This window comes from Phormidesmis sp. 146-20 (assembly GCF_052939475.1).
Genome location: NZ_JBJPHT010000083.1, coordinates 1 through 16,596, shown reverse-complemented (window position 1 = coordinate 16,596; position 16,596 = coordinate 1). Strand labels below are relative to the sequence as shown.

Sequence of the window (16,596 nt, the reverse complement as noted above, 5' to 3'; positions counted from 1 at the left end):
CCGATTTCCCCTCTAACTTTTCACCTTTGACACAAAACTATTGACATACCCTCTTCAGAATCGGTATAGAAAGAATTCAGTCCAACATCTAGCCCCACGGCTTGACCTGATGGCTCTAAGATCTCTTCTCTGCTGGCTGAAACGACAAACTGACAGTAGTAGCCATCCGCACGTTTGACCAGTCTCACCCGTTTGATTTGGTCGGGTTGATAGAAGTTGAGATCTCTTGTTCCTAGTAACTTCACCCGACCGATGTTCTTTTTATCGGTGAAGGTGATGTACTTGCGGTCTTCAGACAATGACCAGCCTGTTGTTTTGTATTCAACCGATCGATTGTTTTTCTGAAACTTGGGATAGCCTTTCTTGCCTGCGACTTTCTGCTTGCAGTTATCGAAGAACCTTGAGATTGCCAACCATGCTCTTTCAGCCGCAGATTGCCTTGCTTGAGCGTTGAGTTCATTCGCAAAGCCAAACTCTTTAGCCAATACAGCGCAATATTTATTGAGGTCGAATTTAGTTGCACCCCGGTTGTCTATCCAGTACCGAAGGCACTTGTTACGGACAAATTGAACGGTGCGAATTGCCTCGTTAATTGCTTCGTATTGTTGAGTTTTGGCTTTGACTTTGAACTCTAGAATCAGCATCGATCTCTTTCCTCCTCTGTTTACGATAGCATCAAAGGGTAGCCACTGGGTGGACAGCGATGAAGGAAAGATTAAGCTTGAGGATTGAAACATCTCGATTAGCCAAACTTAGAGCAGTGGCAGAAGAGCGAAAGAAGACAATGACTCAACTGATAGAGGATTGGATTGATCGGCTTCCTAATCCGAAAGATGACTCTGTGGCTTGACAGCCACGCGGGAACCCTAACTACATCCCACGGGTGAACCACATGGGTTTTGTGAGTTCCCGAACCCTCCCCTTCCTATAAAAAAATCGCACCGACTGGGATGCGATCGTTGAAACTAGTTAAAACCTGCATTAGGCGGAAAGCTTTTCTGAAGAGACTGGTCTAGCCGCACTATCCAACACCATCGGTCGATTGGTTTCTCGCAGATCTGCGGTCGTCAGTTCGCTGGTTATCGGAAGCAGTTCTTCTTTCCACATCATAATTTTTGTAAAATCCCAGGTGGGGGCAAATACTGGACGCGCTAAAGAACAAGCCGCCCAACTTCCTCGCACAGATACACTGAGTTGGCTACAGTGCCCTCCTCGTCTCCCTTCTGGCATGTAGTAGCGACAGTGCCGACAAGCAGAAGCGAGGGGATCAGAACTTTTCATAATCGAGCTTTTAGAAATGATTTGTGTTTTGGAAAAATGACGCGAAACTGCTAAGAAAAAGCTTCATGACTAAAAGTCAAAATTACTTAAAGTTGGCTAAGAAATATGACCATTCTTATCAATTTTTAAGAACCAGCTTACTGCAAGGCGATTTCGCGAACTCGGTACTTCTATTGTGAATTAAGGCGGTTTTATCCTTGCAGATTTAGAAAAGTCAAACACATCTCCCCGTCAAGGTTCCAAGACTTTTTTACTAAAAGTGAGGTTTATATTCTCTTTAGATTTGTGTAAAGAAGAGACAAAATGAAAAGCCTTTTTTTTGAAATCTAGAGAAATCAGTCCTACTTTTACTAAAACAAGCCAGGGATCAAGTTAAACACCTAAGGTTTAAGTGTCTTTGTTAACTGCTCAATGCTGCCTTAATCTCCTTAAATATGAAGGAAGTATTAAACGAATCACATCTTTCTTCTGACGGACGATTCCCTAATCAGGAGTTCTGTATACAGTGAACATTGGGATATGAAAAGCGATTTCCTCCAAAAGTTAGAGCCAATTCCTCACAAATGCTGTTTACAAAACAACGTGTTTGTAGAGTAAAAGTCAATCGAAGAGTCACCGAATCGTTCTCAAAGGTCAGCATCCTCTCGAAGAAGCTCTACCAGCGTTTGGCCACACAAACCGCACACATCGACCAGCGCTCTAGCTCTCCGATCGGGGTAGGACACTGACATTGAGGACACAACGGCAACCGATCGCCCCGATACTGCACCACCGCCACCCAGTTTTGAAAAGCGGCTTCTGGGCTTTTTGCCTTATCCAACTTATCTGCCTTGTCCAACTTAAAAGAGGTCGGCTCTACTCGACTGGGATGCTCTGCCCATATTTCTGGGATCTCTTCAACAAAATCCACCTTGTGCCAGTCTGTGGTCGAAAATCGAATGTCTGCGATCGGCGTAGAGAGAATGGTATTTAGCTTTTCCAAAATTCTCTGCCGCTCAAAGACTAAATTTTGTGACCAGACCGCATTGGAAGTCGCAACCTTGAGAGTACCCCGTTTCAGCGCGATCGGGCGAGTTTGCTGAGAGACGATCGCGCCAACCACCTCAGACCATTTCCGAATCACCTGCTGAAGCTGCTTTTCTTCGGGTCGATTAAGTTGAGTTTCGAGAGAGCCTAAAAGCTGCTGCAAGGGTTGAAATGACATGTCGAGACTGACCCAAACGCATGTAGATAGGAGAATGTAAACGGTCTTCAGTCTTTGCATCAAAGCCGGGAAGCATCACACTCAGCTTTGGAGGACTTCTGTTTATATTGTCGCTGATTCCGCCCAAACTCATTGGTTGAGAAGCGATCGCGCTTGTTCTAACCGGGTTGACTAATCGACTTGCACCTTTTTGCTCACAATTTTTGGCCCACAGTTGATTCATTTTGCCAACGGTGAATTACACTAATAGCGCCCGAATATTCCTGAAAAATTCCTTTCAAATCAAGCCTTTCTTCCTCAAGCTACAGTTACGCCCTCCCAAATCGGTCTCAAACAGTTAGGAGTCACCACAATGCGTCACAGTCCGTTAGTTGATTCGCAGTTCTCCGAAGGGGAAACTCCTGCCCAGCCCCAGCTCAATTCCAAGCTGCAAAGAGCGCTAAACTGCCTCGACATTCAGCTAGAAGAAGAACTGATGCGCTATCGACGACAACGGTCAGGACGCTCGATCTCGCCTTCTATCGGACTCAAACGCAAGCAGCCTCCCAAACTAGAGTTGATGTCTGTAGGAGAACCCACGACTCAACCCCCGACTCCTGCCAGTCTGAGTGGTCATGAGGATTCGCCCTTTGAGCCAAGCTTTGAGCGACAAGATTCCTCTGGGTTGGCGATCGTTTCCCCCGAACCTTCGACGGATAGTGAAATTCTTTACCCGCCTCAAGTAGACAGCACCCATCTAGCCGATTCGACTCCTCCCGATGACTATTTGGAGTCGTCAGAAGAATTATTGCGAAGTCTGGCGCGAGAAGAGGCTCAAGTCCGAGTCGATCGCGGCTTTCTAGAAAGTCTGGCAACGCCTTTGGGTGTGGGGTCGATGCTGATGCTGCTGATGTCAAGCGCCATGTTTGGCTATGTGATTATGAATCCGTCAAGTCTGAGCTTTGTCGCGGGATTGTTCGATCGTCCAACACCGACTGCCACATCGCCTTCAGCGGCTCCGACTAATCCTGACGGTTCTCAAGTCGCCATTCCCAACTCGCCCCCTTTAGATAAACAAGAATTTGTCGATTTGGGATTGGGCAACCTGACAACGCTTAAATCCCGTAAAGATGCTCTGACTAGCAAAGTTCCCAAAGTAACCGCTTCTCCGACTGCCTCTCCCCAAGTGAAGCAGGGCATTTCTCCTCAGTCTTTGCCCCAATCGACGGTCAGCACTCCAACGGCTCCCGTTCAGCCTGCACCCGCGAGAAGCTACAGTCCTCCTAGAAACGATACGCCTGCACCCGCAAGAAGTTATACCGCCCCTGCGCCTGTGACAAGCTACAGCCCTCCTTCGAGACCCTATACGCCCCCTGTGATTCAGACTGCGCCGTTGCCGCCTGTTTCGGTGCCGCGATCGTATGACCCTCCCGTCAGCGCCCCCAGCCCGCCTCAAAGCGACGGCTACTCTTATAAGGTTGAGATTCCGTTTACGGGCGATCGCTCTCTCGAAGAGGCGCGCAAAGCTGCTCCTGATGCTTATCTTCGTCCTGATGGCAAAATCCAGCTAGGGGCGACGGGCAGCGAAGCCGAGGCCAAAGCCAAAGCGCAAGAACTGCAAAACCAGGGCATCCCCGCCGAAGTTAACCAACGGTAGGATTGGCCAACCGAAAAGTTACGGTACCATTGAGGGAACTGGACTGGAGAGAGAGCTATGGGCATTCTTGACCGACTCTGGAGAGCGATTCGCGCCAATATTAATCATCTGGTAGGTCAGGCAGAAGATCCGGAGAAGATTCTGGAACAAACTGTCCTGGATATGCAGAATGATTTGATTCAGCTTCGGCAGGCAGTGGCTCAGGCGATCGCCACTCAAAAGCGCACTGAGCGGCAATGTTCTCAAGCTCAATCCATGTCAGAAGAATGGTATCGTCGGGCCCAATTGGCGCTACAAAAGGGCGATGAAAATCTGGCACGAGAGGCTCTGACGCGCCGCAAATCTTATCAAGAAACGGCGGAAGCCATGCAGTCTCAGCTAGGGCAACAAGCGTCGGTCGTGACTCAGCTCAAGCAAAACATGATGAAGCTTGAGAGTAAAATCTCTGAAGCGAAAACCAAAAAGGATCTCTACATTGCGCGTGCCCGGTCTGCAAAAGCGTCTCAGCAACTCAATGACATGTTGAGCGGTGTGGGAACGGGGAGCGCCATGAATGCTTTTGAGCGGATGGAAGAGAAAGTGTTGCAGCTAGAGGCGCAGTCTGAAGCGATCGCTGAACTGGGCACCGATCAGCTAGAAAAGCGGTTTGAGGCACTGGGCGAAGCGGACGATATTGATGCTGAGTTGGCTTCGATGAAAAATCAGCTTGCGGGGGGAAATGCCGCTTCGTTACCCAGCGCAACGCCTGAAATTGATCCTGAATTGGAAAAGCTGCGATCGCAAATTCGAGGGAATTAAGGTCGATTGGGGTCAATCACACCTCGATTGATCGCGATGACAATTCTATTTGCTGCGATGACAACTCGATTGATCGCGGCAACAATTCGATTGTTTGCGATCGCTATAGGATTGTTGGCGATGACAATTCGATTGTTTGCGATCGCTTCAAAGATGTTTCGGTAATTTTAGGGAATTGTGCGTGATTTTCTACGATCGCAGTGTATCAATGAGAGAATTTCTCTCCTACTGCGGCTTAAATCTTTATGGTTTTTGATCCTGTCTCGATTCTGACAACCGAAGCGCTCAAGAAGCTGACCACGCTAGTGATCGATGCAGCTTGGAAACAGAGCGGTCGAGCGATCGAGCGACAAACTGAGCAACAAGTTGGGAATGCGATGAAAGAATACGTCGCAACCTATGAGAAGCGCCATTGCAGCCTCAAATATGATTGCTTGCGAATGGACGACTCGCTGAGACTGGAAGAAATTTATACCGATGTGCAGGTATTGGATAGTCGCGAGAGTCGTCGATTTGCGTCTCCCGAAGGCTTGAAAGATCTCTACCTCGAAATTGGTCGAGGATTTGTGTTTGAGCAAACTACCCGCAAAGAAGGCATCGCGGTCGCAAACCTCGAACCTCGGCTGATGGTGTTGGGCAGTCCGGGAATTGGCAAATCTACCTTCTTGAGAAAGGTGGGACTCGAAGCGCTGAAGTGGGAGACCGGACGGTTTCGACATGAGTTGCTTCCGGTGTTTGTGGAGCTAAAACGCTTTGATGCGACCCAGACGCACATCGAGAAGTTTATTGCAGAAGAGTTTGAGACTTGTGGATTTCCGAATGCTGAAGTTTTTACTCAGAATCTTTTGAAAGCAGGAAAGCTGCTGATTTTGCTGGATGGCTTGGATGAAGTGCCGACTGATCAGGTCGATCGCGCCATTGAGCAGATTCAAAGATTAGTCGATCGCTACGACAAAAATCACTTCATTGCCTCTTGTCGTATCGCTGCTTACAAAGGCGGATTTCCACGCTTTAAGGACGTAACGATGGCAAACTTTAGTGATTCGCAGATGGAAACGTTTGTGCGTCAGTGGTTTCGACGTGAACCAAAGATTGCGGATCACTGTTGGGAGTTGTTGAGCAGCAAAGACTACAAAGCAACCAAAGAACTGGGGCAAACTCCCTTACTATTGACGCTGCTTTGTGCTGTATACAACGAGTCGCAGAGCTTACCGAAACAGAGAGCATCGCTGTATGGCGAAGCATTGGACGTGTGGCTAAAGAAATGGGCATCTGAAAAGCGCATTCAACACAATCCCATCTATCAAGAACTCAGTCTGGAGCTAGAACGCATCCTGCTTTCTGAAATTGCCTATCAGAGTTTTGCTGACGATCAGTTGTTTTTGTCGAAACGAGAACTCACTGATCAAATTCGAGCATTTCTGATGAGCAATTTGAATGCCTCAAAGACTTTAGATGCAGAGAAAGTGTTGAATGCAATCGAAGTGCAGCAAGGCATTTTGGTCGAACGCGCTAGAGATGCCTATTCGTTTTCACATCTGACCTTTCAGGAATATCTAACGGCTCAATACATCGTCGATGAGCGACAAGTTGAAACACTGGTGGCCGAACATTTGATGGACAAACGCTGGCGCGAGGTGTTTTTTCTAGTCGCAGGTCTATCGCGCAATGCAAACGATTTGCTTACAGCAATGGAACGTGAGACTCAGAAGTTCATCAATTCAGACAAGCTAAAAGCCTTGATTAATTGGTCAGGACAATTCACAGAAAACACAGAAGGAGACTTTAAACCTGCGGCGAAAAGAGCCTTTGCTCTCTTCTACGCCCTCGACCTCGCCCGCGACCGCGCCCTCGCCTTCGCCCTCGCCTTCGCCCGCGACCTCGCCTTCGCCCTCGCTCGCGCCCACGCCCTCGCCCGCGACCTCGACCTCGCCCGCGACCTCGACCTCGCCCAAATTTTTAATTCTGTTGATTTTTCAGCTTTGACTCAGCAATTTGAAGTGATGAAAACTCAAGTCCCAGGTGATGACGAACCGATCAATGTGCGTCAAGCTTTCGCTAACCGCATCCGCCAAACCTGGTATGACGCTTTGCATCTCGACCCCGAATGGCTCAAGTTATCTATGAAAGAAAAACGATCGCTCGAAAACTATCTCTACGCCAACGAATTGATGGTGCGCTGCAAAGAAGCCGCTTTGCGCGTGTCGCCGCAGGTCTGGGCCGGCATCGAATCGAGAATGCTGACCATACCCGATAATTAGAGAAACGCGATTCAACCCTCGAACCTATGAAAGGCTACATCAAAGACAAAACGATCGTTCTCACAGACACACTTCCTGAAGACCTTCAAGACGGCGACGAAGTAGAAGTCTCTATCATCCCGATTCCAAAGCAAAAACTCCCCTTTCCCACCTTTGACTTCGGCATCAAAGACGAATATCTTGAGCGCGATCGCCTCTATGAACAAGACTCGAATTCTGTTTGACACCAATGTTTTGGTCTATGCCCATGATGCAGCGTCCAACTTTCACAACGATTCTGCGGCTCTTCTGCTGCAAGTATTTCAGCACAAAATCCAGGGTGTCATCGCTGAACAAAACATCATCGAGCTTTATCGCATTGTGACCAATCCAGTCGCCATGACTGGAAACTCGCTCACCCCAAAACAAGCCCAAACACTCCTCACGACAACCTATCTCAACGGAATCTTTGAAATCCTCTACCCCAACTCCTCTACGATCGTCCAGATTCTGAACCTTGCGGTCATCGGCAACATCACCTCAGCAAAAATCTTCGACCTACGGCTTGCAGCCTTGGCATTAGAAGCAAACGTCAGTCACTTGGCAACCTACAATCTCAAGGATTTCCAGAAGATTAGCCATCTTAGTGCGATCGCACCCCCGACGCTTCTCACCATGCTCAATGCATAAGCGATGCCTTCAGCCCAGCAACGCTGCCCGATCTACAACTATCTCTACGCCAACCAACTCGCCGCAAAGAAGTCGCTTGCGCGTGTCGCCGCAGGTCTGGAAGGGCATCGAATCCCGAATGCTGACCATACCCGATAATAAAATCAACTCGTAAAGTGCGATCGCAGGAGGCAACCAAAATGACCGATCGAGAACAACTCCTTCAAGAACTTGAGCAAGCCCCCGACGAACTCATCGCCGAAACCTTAAACTTTCTACGATCGAAAGCCAAGCAAACCTCCTCAGAATTAAGCAACTCAGCGATTAGGGCAGAGCGCAACTCCGAAGGAACCGCTGAATCCCAGCCGCCGTCCCAATCTTCCGAAGAACGAATCAAACAGTTAAAGGAATGGATTGCAAATCTTCCTAAAAACGACGCTCCATTGCCAGAAGAGGCTTTACATCGAGACAGTATGTACGATTGATGACGCAATACCTGTTAGATACCAATATTCTGCTGCGATTGAGCGATTCTGCCTCTCCCGATCAGGCTCAAATGCTTGCAGCGATCGCCCAAATTCTTACTCAAACCAATGAATGCTGGATCACGGCTCAGGTACTGATTGAATTTTGGGTCGTTGCCACCCGACCTACCCACGTCAACGGATTGGGGTGGACAGTTGAACAAACTGATACCGCGATCGCAAAACTTTCGACCCAGTTCTCCCTACTACGAGAAACAGCAGCAATCTATCCAACTTGGCACAATCTCGTGCTAACTCATCGTGTAATGGGAAAACGAACCCATGATTTACGATTGATCGCCGTCATGCTAACTCACAACACAACGCACTTACTCACACTCAACGATCGCGACTTCCCTAACGTCTTAGGCGTTACGATCGTGACTCCGCAACACCTGCTGGATCTGTGAGAAAGAAAAACGATGCCTTCGGCACAGCAAAGCTGCCCGCTCGACAACTATCTCTACGCCAACTAACTCGCCTCCAGCTTAGAAATCGCTCCCATAGAGTGCGCTGTATCGCTCATAGTTTTGTTTCGCCAGAGCTAGGTCTGCTTGAGCCTCACGAATCTCAGCCGTTGAAATTGAGAGCGATCGCTCACACGGTTGAGAAAGGACGGGTAAAGCAATCATCGAACCAATCCATCCCAGACAGAGCAGCCTAAATATCTTCATGGGTTATTCTACAAACTTAGAAATTTTCCTGCATCTTACACCCTCTAAAAAAATTCTCCGAAATTGACCGATTTTGGACTGAAGTTCTTAGACTGAGAGAAGAGCCTGTTATTTTTACAATTCTCGATGCCGCTTGCCTCTTTGATGAGTCGCCTACAGAATTGTGAACCATACATCAAAGGTTCTTGCAAAATCGATCGCAACTTTGCCGATCCGATCGCGCTGTGTAGGCTAACGTAATCGTAAACCGTACACCTTTTGTATACCGCGTCAAGAGGAAAGACAGAATTATGGGATTATTTGATCGAGTCAGCCGTCTGGTCAGAGCCAACGTCAACGATATGGTGAGCAAGGCTGAAGATCCAGAGAAAATCCTGGAACAAGCGGTCATCGACATGCAGGAAGACCTGGTGCAGTTGCGTCAAGCCGTAGCCAGCGCGATCGCCAGCCAAAAACGCTCTCAGCAACAATATAATCAGGCTCAAACCGAATCCAACAACTGGCAACAGCGCGCCCAGCTTGCTCTGCAAAAAGGCGACGAAAATCTGGCCAAAGAAGCGCTACTAAGGAAGAAGACCCACACCGAAACCGCTAACACCCTCAAAGCTCAACTCGACCAGCAGATCACGCAGGTTGACACGCTCAAGCGCAGTCTGATTGCTTTAGAAGGCAAGATCTCCGAAGCCAAAACCAAAAAAGACATGCTGCGGGCCCGGGCCAGCGCGGCCAAAGCTCAAGAGCAGTTGCAGTCTACGGTGAGCAATCTGGGGACGAGCAGCGCCATGGCCGCCTTTGAGCGGATGGAAGAAAAAGTGTTGCAGCTAGAAGCGCGATCGCAAGCCGCAGGCGAGTTGGCCGGAGCCGATCTCGAAAGTCAGTTTGCTCGACTTGAATCGGGCGACGTTGACCTCGAACTCGAAGCTATGAAACAGCAAATGCTGGCAGGTTCTCCTCAAGCTCAAGCGCAACTTCCGGGGACGGCCGCCCCGACTACTCAGACCCAAGCTTCTCCTCAAGACCAAGCCGTCGTCGATGCCGAACTCGAAGACCTCAAAAAGCAACTGGATAATCTGTAAGCACGCTGCTGCGATCGTCCAATCAAATTTACTTCTTTGCAGCCTTAGTTCTCGATCGTTCACTGTTTGTTTGCAAGCAGTCATGATTTGGGGAGCTAAGGCTCTAAAATTATGAAGGGGTTTTAATAAAAGATGCACCATGAGCAGCGTTCGTGTAATCACCGATAACGAATTTCAAACCGAAGTCCTGGATGCCACTCAGCCCGTGCTTGTGTATTTCTGGGCTACTTGGTGTGGGCCCTGTCGTCTCACTGCACCACTGGTCGAAACTGTAGCTAACAGCTATGGCGATCGCCTAAAAGTCATCAAAATGGAAGTCGATCCCAATCCCAAAACCGTCGCTACCTACAAAGTAGAAGGCGTTCCTGCCTTTAGATTCTTCCAAAAAGGAGAACTACTCAAAGCCACCGAAGGGGCAATTAGTAAACAAAAATTAGAAGAACTCGTTGCGTCTCAGCTTTCTCATTAGAATAGTCAGACCGTCGCACTTCCCTCCGCTATGCAATTTGCCACTCGCCTAAATGCTCTGCAAGCCAACGTCTTCGCGGACATGGATCGGGCCAAAGCTCAGGCTAAAGCCGCTGGGTGCGATGTGATTGATCTCTCGTTGGGGTCGTCTGATCTGCCCACTGAAGCGCATGTGCTGGCGGCGATCGCGCAATCTCTTCCTGATCCCACCACTCACGGCTATCTGCTGTTTCAAGGGACTCAGGCATTTCGTCAAGCGGCTGCAACCTGGTACACCCAGAAGTTTGGTGTGGCGATCGATCCAGAAACCGAAGTGTTACCGCTGATCGGCTCTCAAGAAGGTACGGCTCATCTTCCACTCGCGATTTTGAATCCTGGAGATTTTGCCCTGCTACTTGATCCTGGCTATCCTTCCCATGCGGGAGGTGTCTATTTGGCGAGCGGTCAAATCTACCCAATGCCCTTAAAAGCAGAGAACGGATTTTTACCCATCTTTGAAGAGATTCCTGAGACCGTGTTGGCGCAGTCAAAGATGATGGTGTTGAGCTATCCCCATAATCCGACAGCAGCGATCGCGCCCCTTGCTTTCTTTGAATCGGCAGTATCATTTTGTCGAAAGTATAATTTAGCACTAATTCACGATTTTCCCTACGCAGACCTTTACTTTGGACAGTCCTGCCCTCCCTCTGTTCTGCAAGCTGACCCTGAGAAAAGCGTTTCGATCGAGTTCTTCACCCTTTCTAAGTCCTACAACATGGGAGGGTTTCGGGTCGGCTACGCGATCGGGAATGCGGAGTTAATTCGCGCTTTAAGACAAGTGAAAGCAGCCGTAGATTTTAATCAGTACAAGGGCATTTTGAACGGAGCGATCGCTGCCCTTACCGGCCCCCAAGCAGGGGTCAAAACGGTAGTAGAAACCTTCAAACGACGACGGGATACCTTTGTGAGCGCCCTTGATCGCATCGGCTGGCAGGTGCCCACTCCTCAAGCAGCGCTATACGTATGGGCAAAGTTACCCGATCGCTGGGCCTACCACTCGATTCAATTTGCCAAGGAACTCGTGAAATCTACGGGGGTTGCGGTATCACCAGGGGCCGGGTTTGGCAAATCTGGTGAAGGATATGTGAGGTTTGCTTTGGTGCATGAGCCTAAAATTTTAGAGGAAGCGGTTGGTCGCATTGCTCAGTTTCTGTAGCGCTTTACTCAAGTCTCGCGATCGCTTCCATCTCCTTGCCCAAAAGAATCAGCTCTAGACAGGGTAACCCTTTCAGCAATGGCAACCCACCCGCTCTGTTGTGGAAAAACTCGCCAAATTATGAAAATGGCTGAGTTCTACTGAGATTTTTTGAGCCTTTGAAGAACCATATCGCTTCGAGAGGCTATAACCTCTGTTAGAAGTTTAATAAGAACAGTGAAATCTAGATGTACCTTCCAGATGCCTCTGAGTTGAGTTGAAGAAGGTAAATGAGAGAGTGTTTTAGCAACGTATTGAATCGAGCACTTGTTTAATCTGCTCCAGCTTTTTACTCTGTTTGTAGAGTGTTGGAGGGCTTGAGGTCTCCTTTCATTGATTCTGGTCGATTTATGTAGCTTTTTTTACTTCAAAGGGCACCTTAACCTAAGTATAAGTCAGTAAACCTTCTTTAAGGAATCTTTAGGGACTGCGGAAAGACAAGAAGATTTTCTGAAGTCGATGTGACAAGAGAGCTAGACGACCCTCCACTCGCTATGGTTGCAATACTGCCACAGGAGTTGTGTCCATAGACTCTCAGTAAATACCCTGCCTAGCCGCCGTTTTCAAGCTTTCGGATTAACTTGCAGTGAGTTAAGCGCAACATTATCGTCTGAGTCCAACAGCCATGCGTGTTTTAATCTATTCCTACAATTACTATCCAGAGCCGATCGGGATCGCCCCACTTATGACCGAGCTGGCGGAGGGGTTGGCAAAACGAGGACATGACGTTCGGGTGATCACAGGGATGCCCAACTACCCACAGCGGCAGATATACGAAGAGTATCGCGGCAAACTGTACGCGACCGAAGAGCGCAACGGCGTAAAAATCCAGCGTAGCTATGTGTGGATCAAGCCTAAGCCAAATCTCGTCGATCGCATTCTCCTCGACAGCAGTTTTGTCTTTACGAGCTTCTTCCAGGCGCTTAGAGGTTGGCGACCTGACATTATTTTGCTTACGGTTCCCCCACTTCCGGTTTGCGTCCCCGCCGCCCTGCTCAGTTGGCTGCACAACAGCCCGATCGTTCTCAATGTGCAAGATATTTTGCCCGAAGCCGCAGTGCATGTGGGACTGATCAAAAACAAGGCAATGATTCGCGTGTTTGAAGCGCTTGAGAAATTTGCGTATCGAACCGCTCACACGATCAGCGTCATCGCCGATGGATTTGTCGAAAATTTAGAAGGAAAGGGCGTACCCTCCAGCAAGATCACCTGCATTCCCAACTGGGTTGATACCAACTTTATCCGACCGCTGCCCAAAGAGAATAATGCGTTTAGAACGGCTCACCACCTTGAAGGCAAATTCGTTGTCACCTACTCTGGTAATATCGCCCTGACTCAAGGACTAGAGACCGTTGTAGAAGCGGCCGCTCGATTAAAGCATATTCCAGAGATTGTGTTTGTGATTGTGGGTGAGTCAAAGGCCGTCGAAAAGCTCAAGAATTACTGCAAGACCTGTGGAGCGGACAACGTGCTGTTGCTGCCTTTCCAGCCACGAGAAAAACTACCCGAAATGTTGGCGGCAGCTGATGTAGGACTGATTGTGCAAAAGCATAATGTGGTGTCCTTTAATATGCCGTCCAAGACTCAAGTGTTGTTAGCGAGTGGTCGCCCGGTGATTGCTTCTGTCCCCGATACGGGCAGCGCTGCTAAGGCGATCGAGAAAAGTCGAGGAGGGGTGGTCGTTGCGCCTGAAAATCCAGAAGCCTTGGCCAATCAAATTTTGGAGCTGTATCACAATCCCGAACAGGCAGAGTTGTTGGGTAAGCAGGGTCGTCAATATGCGATCGATCGCTACTCCTTTGAGCAAGCCTTAAATCAGTACGAGGCGCTATTTGAGAAGGTCAAAGACAGTTCAGCCAGCGTCAGACCCACCTATGCCCTCACTGCTAACAAGACTGGTAGCTAGATAAAGCGCAACGTTGAGAAAAGAGATTGTGACTTAACGTTGCAAAGCTTCCCGATTAAGCCTAAATCTCTAGCAAAATGAGACAGAACCCCCTGAATCCAGACTGTGGAATCGGGGGTAGATACGGTAGCGTTGTTCTTCAACGTTCTTCAACTGCTCTTGAGACTATCGATTTTGCAAAACGGCTGGGAATACTAAAGCGCAACCATGACTGTGTAGGGATTGAACTGCACGAACTTATTTACCCTTTTGTCACCCTAGTCAAACCGTTGGCTGCACTCATCAGGTAACTTTTTGAATCATGAACTCTAAGCCGCCCAAAATTCCGGTTTCTGTCTTAATCCCGGCTCGAAACGAGGAAGCCAACCTCCCGGCTTGTCTCACCAGCGTTGCCAGGGCCGATGAAGTTTTTGTGGTCGATTCGCAGAGTAGCGATCGCTCGCTCGAGATTGCTGAGAGCTATGGTGCTAATGTGGTGCAGTTTCAATTCAATGGTCGCTGGCCTAAGAAAAAGAACTGGTCTTTAGAAAACTTGCCCTTCCGCAATGAGTGGGTGTTGATTGTTGATTGTGACGAACGCATCACACCCGAACTGTGGGAAGAGATTGAAACGGCTATTGAGCAAGCCGATTGTGACGGCTACTATTTGAATCGTAAAGTCTTTTTCCTGGGGCAGTGGATTCGCTACGGCGGCAAATATCCTGACTGGAACCTGCGGCTATTTCGCCATGCTAAAGGGCGCTACGAAAATTTGAACACCGAAGAAATTCGCAATACCGGAGACAACGAAGTCCATGAGCATGTGATCATTCCGGGTAAGGTTGCCTACCTAAAACATGACATGCTGCACATTGACTTCCGGGACATGTACCACTGGCTAGAGCGCCACAACCGTTATTCTAATTGGGAAGCGAGAGTTTATCTGAATTTGCTCAATGGCAAAGGTGATGGAGGAACGATCGGCGCAAATCTCTTTGGTGACTCGGTTCAGCGTAAGCGATTTCTCAAAAAAATCTGGGTTAGACTCCCTTTCAAACCACTTCTGCGCTTCATTTTGTTCTACTTCATTCGTTTGGGCTTCTTGGATGGCAAAGCTGGCTACATCTATGGTCGCCTTCTCAGCCAGTACGAATATCAAATCGGCGTGAAGCTTTATGAGCTGCGCTGTGGAGGCACTTTGAATACAAACAGCAATCCTACTACTATTTCTGTATCCACCTCTGAGCCAGTCCCGCAAATTGAGTCTTAACCGTTTTGAGGGGGGAGTATGAAGCAGGTCGAGACCGAAAAATTGGGGCAGGAAGACTGTGAATCCGAAGAACTTTTACCCATTCTGAATGCTAAACCGTTGGTAAATTTGCAGAGCTACGACCAATCGCACTTTGATCGCGGTCGTCCCGGTTGGTATATTTTGCTCTGGTGGCTGGTGCAGGCGATCGTCTTCCCGCTGACTCCTCATCCATTCAACTCAGTTCGGTGTGGGTTGCTCAGACTGTTTGGTGCACAAATTGGCAAGCGAGTGCTGATCCGCCCGACGGCTCGGTTTACCTATCCCTGGAAAGTTCAGATTGGAGATGATAGCTGGATTGGGGATGATGTCGTCTTCTACAGTTTTGAGAAAATTCAAATTGGAGAACATTGCGTAATTTCTCAGAAAACGTATCTCTGTACCGGAAGTCACGATATTCAAGATGCCAGTTTTAAGCTAACGACGGCTGGAATTGCGATCGGAAACGGTGCCTGGATTGCTACAGATTGCTTCATTGCTCCAGGGGTTCAGATTGGCTCAAATGCGGTTGTTGGGACACGAAGTAGCGTTTTGAGGTCTTTACCTGCCCAGCAAGTTTGTTGGGGGACTCCCTGCCGTCCCCGCTATTTAAGAGAAATCAGGGGCGTTAATGAACAAAATCCTTAATTGAGGTGACGATGCTCAACATTCTCTTTATTTACCAGCGCTTGAGAATTAGAAATTTTGAGTAGAACCTGGCTGCATTGCGCCCAGGTATTTTTGTAGGCACGGTGAGAAGACTTCGTAGATCAGGGTGAGAGGTTGACCGTTATGCCAAAAAAGGTAGTGTCTTCCCCAGAACGGCCCTGGTTGTCCGAAGGCTTTTTCTAAAGCGCTAGAATGCCCACAGTAAATGCCTTTGAGGTCTCGATATAGCTCCAAACGGGCGAGGCTCGTCCAAACGGGAATCGATCGATTCTTTAAGTATTCGTCAACGTGGCTTTGTTCCCACCAGGAGGTTGCGTAGGCAAGTCGCTCTCCAGAAGCCGTTCTTAGCCAAACCTGCCTTCTCAAACGGGGAGCGGGCACCATTTCAACAACTTTGGGTGCATTGTCGTCAGTGAGACCGATCGCTGACATGTCAATTACATCAACTTCGGTGGGTTCGCCTGTGAGAAGTTGTAGGTGACGAGTCGGAGACCCATCACCCAGCAGCAGCATTTGCCAGGTCGGGGCTAACTGATCATGCGGCAAGCCTGTTTGAATGTCACGATCGCTGCCTTCCCAAATTGGATCGAGAGAGTGCCAGGCAGCAGGCAGCGTCACGCTGTCGGTGGGTCTAAAGGTGGCAGTCATAAAACTTTACATAAGTTAACCTTCCTTTCATGATAGCGCTCTTAGCCGATCGCAACGGTGGGAAAGTTTCTGCAACTCACTTTTAGAATTTCAGCATTGCCATTGGCAATTTCAGGGAAATGAATTAATTACCCGTGCATACCCCTCAACTGGGTTTAGCCAAAATCTGCTCAAGGCTAATCCAACGTGAATTCGATGGAGTTTTCTCACTTCGTTAGTCAGCACTTCTGCCCCCCAGCCCCCCAAAATTGGGGGACTTTGAGACAATATTTCTCGTTCAAAGTCCCTCACTTGTGGGGGAT

The 16,596-nt window shown here is 48.7% G+C and carries 21 protein-coding genes; 15 read left to right on the top strand and 6 right to left on the bottom strand.

Going from position 1 to position 16,596, the window contains the following annotated elements; translation table 11 throughout:
* Positions 1 to 20: 20 nt before the first annotated feature.
* The 3 genes from ACKFKH_RS32230 to ACKFKH_RS32220 form a co-directional block, all read right to left on the bottom strand.
* The gene (locus tag ACKFKH_RS32230; protein ID WP_446862477.1) at positions 21 to 644 is read right to left on the bottom strand and encodes an RNA-guided endonuclease InsQ/TnpB family protein; all 624 of its coding nucleotides are present in this window, start codon (positions 642 to 644) and stop codon (positions 21 to 23) included.
* Between the two features lie 337 nt (positions 645 to 981).
* Complete coding sequence (locus tag ACKFKH_RS32225; RefSeq protein WP_446862476.1) at positions 982 to 1,281, bottom strand: hypothetical protein; 300 nt, start codon at positions 1,279 to 1,281, stop codon at positions 982 to 984.
* Between the two features lie 655 nt (positions 1,282 to 1,936).
* Positions 1,937 to 2,485 carry a DUF721 domain-containing protein gene (locus ACKFKH_RS32220; protein WP_446862475.1) on the bottom strand — a complete coding sequence of 183 codons (549 nt, stop codon included), beginning with the start codon at positions 2,483 to 2,485 and terminating at the stop codon, positions 1,937 to 1,939.
* A 352-nt stretch (positions 2,486 to 2,837) separates the two neighbouring features.
* Between ACKFKH_RS32220 and ACKFKH_RS32215 the strand changes: the two genes are divergently transcribed.
* The 9 genes from ACKFKH_RS32215 to ACKFKH_RS32175 all read left to right on the top strand — a co-directional run bounded on the left by ACKFKH_RS32215 (position 2,838) and on the right by ACKFKH_RS32175 (position 8,762).
* Entirely contained in the window at positions 2,838 to 4,121 is a 1,284-nt protein-coding gene (locus ACKFKH_RS32215) for a hypothetical protein (RefSeq protein ID WP_446862474.1), read from the top strand.
* Between the two features lie 57 nt (positions 4,122 to 4,178).
* A complete protein-coding gene (locus ACKFKH_RS32210) occupies positions 4,179 to 4,919 on the top strand; it encodes a PspA/IM30 family protein (protein WP_446862473.1) in 741 nt (246 codons plus the stop codon).
* Between the two features lie 36 nt (positions 4,920 to 4,955).
* Positions 4,956 to 5,084, top strand: coding sequence for a hypothetical protein (locus ACKFKH_RS32205; protein ID WP_446862472.1), 129 nt, complete (start codon positions 4,956 to 4,958; stop codon positions 5,082 to 5,084).
* Between the two features lie 80 nt (positions 5,085 to 5,164).
* Positions 5,165 to 7,180: an NACHT domain-containing protein gene (locus ACKFKH_RS32200; RefSeq protein WP_446862471.1), complete on the top strand. Its 2,016-nt coding sequence runs from the start codon at positions 5,165 to 5,167 to the stop codon at positions 7,178 to 7,180.
* 26 nt (positions 7,181 to 7,206) lie between these two features.
* On the top strand, positions 7,207 to 7,404 hold the full coding sequence (locus tag ACKFKH_RS32195) for a hypothetical protein (protein ID WP_446862470.1): 198 nt from the start codon (positions 7,207 to 7,209) through the stop codon (positions 7,402 to 7,404).
* Entirely contained in the window at positions 7,379 to 7,849 is a 471-nt protein-coding gene (locus ACKFKH_RS32190) for a type II toxin-antitoxin system VapC family toxin (RefSeq protein ID WP_446862469.1), read from the top strand. The genes ACKFKH_RS32195 and ACKFKH_RS32190 overlap by 26 nt, the downstream gene beginning before the upstream one ends.
* Before the next feature lie 3 nt (positions 7,850 to 7,852).
* Positions 7,853 to 7,987, top strand: coding sequence for a hypothetical protein (locus ACKFKH_RS32185; RefSeq protein WP_446862468.1), 135 nt, complete (start codon positions 7,853 to 7,855; stop codon positions 7,985 to 7,987).
* Between the two features lie 41 nt (positions 7,988 to 8,028).
* A complete protein-coding gene (locus ACKFKH_RS32180; RefSeq protein WP_446862467.1) occupies positions 8,029 to 8,313 on the top strand; it encodes a hypothetical protein in 285 nt (94 codons plus the stop codon).
* Positions 8,313 to 8,762 carry a type II toxin-antitoxin system VapC family toxin gene (locus ACKFKH_RS32175; RefSeq protein ID WP_446862466.1) on the top strand — a complete coding sequence of 150 codons (450 nt, stop codon included), beginning with the start codon at positions 8,313 to 8,315 and terminating at the stop codon, positions 8,760 to 8,762. The genes ACKFKH_RS32180 and ACKFKH_RS32175 overlap by 1 nt, the downstream gene beginning before the upstream one ends.
* 78 nt (positions 8,763 to 8,840) lie before the next feature.
* Here ACKFKH_RS32175 and ACKFKH_RS32170 read toward each other — a convergent pair whose 3' ends face one another.
* Positions 8,841 to 9,026 (bottom strand): hypothetical protein, encoded by a 186-nt coding sequence (locus tag ACKFKH_RS32170; RefSeq protein WP_446862465.1) that lies wholly within the window; start codon positions 9,024 to 9,026, stop codon positions 8,841 to 8,843.
* Between the two features lie 290 nt (positions 9,027 to 9,316).
* Here ACKFKH_RS32170 and ACKFKH_RS32165 point away from each other — a divergent pair, with 290 nt between their 5' ends.
* The 6 genes from ACKFKH_RS32165 (at position 9,317) to hpsU (ending at position 15,625) form a co-directional block, all read left to right on the top strand.
* Entirely contained in the window at positions 9,317 to 10,102 is a 786-nt protein-coding gene (locus tag ACKFKH_RS32165) for a PspA/IM30 family protein (RefSeq protein ID WP_446862464.1), read from the top strand.
* Between the two features lie 139 nt (positions 10,103 to 10,241).
* Entirely contained in the window at positions 10,242 to 10,571 is a 330-nt protein-coding gene (locus ACKFKH_RS32160; protein ID WP_446862463.1) for a thioredoxin family protein, read from the top strand.
* Positions 10,572 to 10,601: 30 nt separating this feature from the next.
* Positions 10,602 to 11,765: an LL-diaminopimelate aminotransferase gene (locus tag ACKFKH_RS32155; RefSeq protein ID WP_446862462.1), complete on the top strand. Its 1,164-nt coding sequence runs from the start codon at positions 10,602 to 10,604 to the stop codon at positions 11,763 to 11,765.
* Between the two features lie 664 nt (positions 11,766 to 12,429).
* A complete protein-coding gene (locus ACKFKH_RS32150; protein WP_446862461.1) occupies positions 12,430 to 13,710 on the top strand; it encodes a glycosyltransferase family 4 protein in 1,281 nt (426 codons plus the stop codon).
* Positions 13,711 to 14,011: 301 nt separating this feature from the next.
* A complete protein-coding gene (locus ACKFKH_RS32145) occupies positions 14,012 to 14,959 on the top strand; it encodes a glycosyltransferase family 2 protein (protein WP_446862460.1) in 948 nt (315 codons plus the stop codon).
* Between the two features lie 18 nt (positions 14,960 to 14,977).
* Entirely contained in the window at positions 14,978 to 15,625 is a 648-nt protein-coding gene (hpsU, locus tag ACKFKH_RS32140; RefSeq protein WP_446862459.1) for a hormogonium polysaccharide biosynthesis acetyltransferase HpsU, read from the top strand.
* Between the two features lie 48 nt (positions 15,626 to 15,673).
* Here the strand turns inward: hpsU and ACKFKH_RS32135 are convergent, their stop codons facing one another.
* Together ACKFKH_RS32135 and ACKFKH_RS32130 are read right to left on the bottom strand one after the other, a co-directional pair.
* Positions 15,674 to 16,294, bottom strand: coding sequence for a chorismate lyase (locus ACKFKH_RS32135; protein ID WP_446862458.1), 621 nt, complete (start codon positions 16,292 to 16,294; stop codon positions 15,674 to 15,676).
* Positions 16,295 to 16,405: 111 nt separating this feature from the next.
* Positions 16,406 to 16,596 (bottom strand): hypothetical protein (locus ACKFKH_RS32130; RefSeq protein ID WP_446862457.1); only part of this gene is annotated, 191 nt, incomplete at its 5' end.

What these genes read in the sequence shown, in the direction of transcription:
- ACKFKH_RS32230 (WP_446862477.1), bottom strand. Translation starts at nt 644, where the DNA reads ATGCTGATTCTAGAGTTCAAAGTCAAAGCCAAAACTCAACAATACGAA.
- ACKFKH_RS32225 (WP_446862476.1), bottom strand. Translation starts at nt 1,281, where the DNA reads ATGAAAAGTTCTGATCCCCTCGCTTCTGCTTGTCGGCACTGTCGCTAC.
- ACKFKH_RS32220 (WP_446862475.1), bottom strand. Translation starts at nt 2,485, where the DNA reads ATGTCATTTCAACCCTTGCAGCAGCTTTTAGGCTCTCTCGAAACTCAA.
- ACKFKH_RS32215 (WP_446862474.1), top strand. Translation starts at nt 2,838, where the DNA reads ATGCGTCACAGTCCGTTAGTTGATTCGCAGTTCTCCGAAGGGGAAACT.
- ACKFKH_RS32210 (WP_446862473.1), top strand. Translation starts at nt 4,179, where the DNA reads ATGGGCATTCTTGACCGACTCTGGAGAGCGATTCGCGCCAATATTAAT.
- ACKFKH_RS32205 (WP_446862472.1), top strand. Translation starts at nt 4,956, where the DNA reads ATGACAATTCTATTTGCTGCGATGACAACTCGATTGATCGCGGCAACA.
- ACKFKH_RS32200 (WP_446862471.1), top strand. Translation starts at nt 5,165, where the DNA reads ATGGTTTTTGATCCTGTCTCGATTCTGACAACCGAAGCGCTCAAGAAG.
- ACKFKH_RS32195 (WP_446862470.1), top strand. Translation starts at nt 7,207, where the DNA reads ATGAAAGGCTACATCAAAGACAAAACGATCGTTCTCACAGACACACTT.
- ACKFKH_RS32190 (WP_446862469.1), top strand. Translation starts at nt 7,379, where the DNA reads ATGAACAAGACTCGAATTCTGTTTGACACCAATGTTTTGGTCTATGCC.
- ACKFKH_RS32185 (WP_446862468.1), top strand. Translation starts at nt 7,853, where the DNA reads ATGCCTTCAGCCCAGCAACGCTGCCCGATCTACAACTATCTCTACGCC.
- ACKFKH_RS32180 (WP_446862467.1), top strand. Translation starts at nt 8,029, where the DNA reads ATGACCGATCGAGAACAACTCCTTCAAGAACTTGAGCAAGCCCCCGAC.
- ACKFKH_RS32175 (WP_446862466.1), top strand. Translation starts at nt 8,313, where the DNA reads ATGACGCAATACCTGTTAGATACCAATATTCTGCTGCGATTGAGCGAT.
- ACKFKH_RS32170 (WP_446862465.1), bottom strand. Translation starts at nt 9,026, where the DNA reads ATGAAGATATTTAGGCTGCTCTGTCTGGGATGGATTGGTTCGATGATT.
- ACKFKH_RS32165 (WP_446862464.1), top strand. Translation starts at nt 9,317, where the DNA reads ATGGGATTATTTGATCGAGTCAGCCGTCTGGTCAGAGCCAACGTCAAC.
- ACKFKH_RS32160 (WP_446862463.1), top strand. Translation starts at nt 10,242, where the DNA reads ATGAGCAGCGTTCGTGTAATCACCGATAACGAATTTCAAACCGAAGTC.
- ACKFKH_RS32155 (WP_446862462.1), top strand. Translation starts at nt 10,602, where the DNA reads ATGCAATTTGCCACTCGCCTAAATGCTCTGCAAGCCAACGTCTTCGCG.
- ACKFKH_RS32150 (WP_446862461.1), top strand. Translation starts at nt 12,430, where the DNA reads ATGCGTGTTTTAATCTATTCCTACAATTACTATCCAGAGCCGATCGGG.
- ACKFKH_RS32145 (WP_446862460.1), top strand. Translation starts at nt 14,012, where the DNA reads ATGAACTCTAAGCCGCCCAAAATTCCGGTTTCTGTCTTAATCCCGGCT.
- hpsU (WP_446862459.1), top strand. Translation starts at nt 14,978, where the DNA reads ATGAAGCAGGTCGAGACCGAAAAATTGGGGCAGGAAGACTGTGAATCC.
- ACKFKH_RS32135 (WP_446862458.1), bottom strand. Translation starts at nt 16,294, where the DNA reads ATGACTGCCACCTTTAGACCCACCGACAGCGTGACGCTGCCTGCTGCC.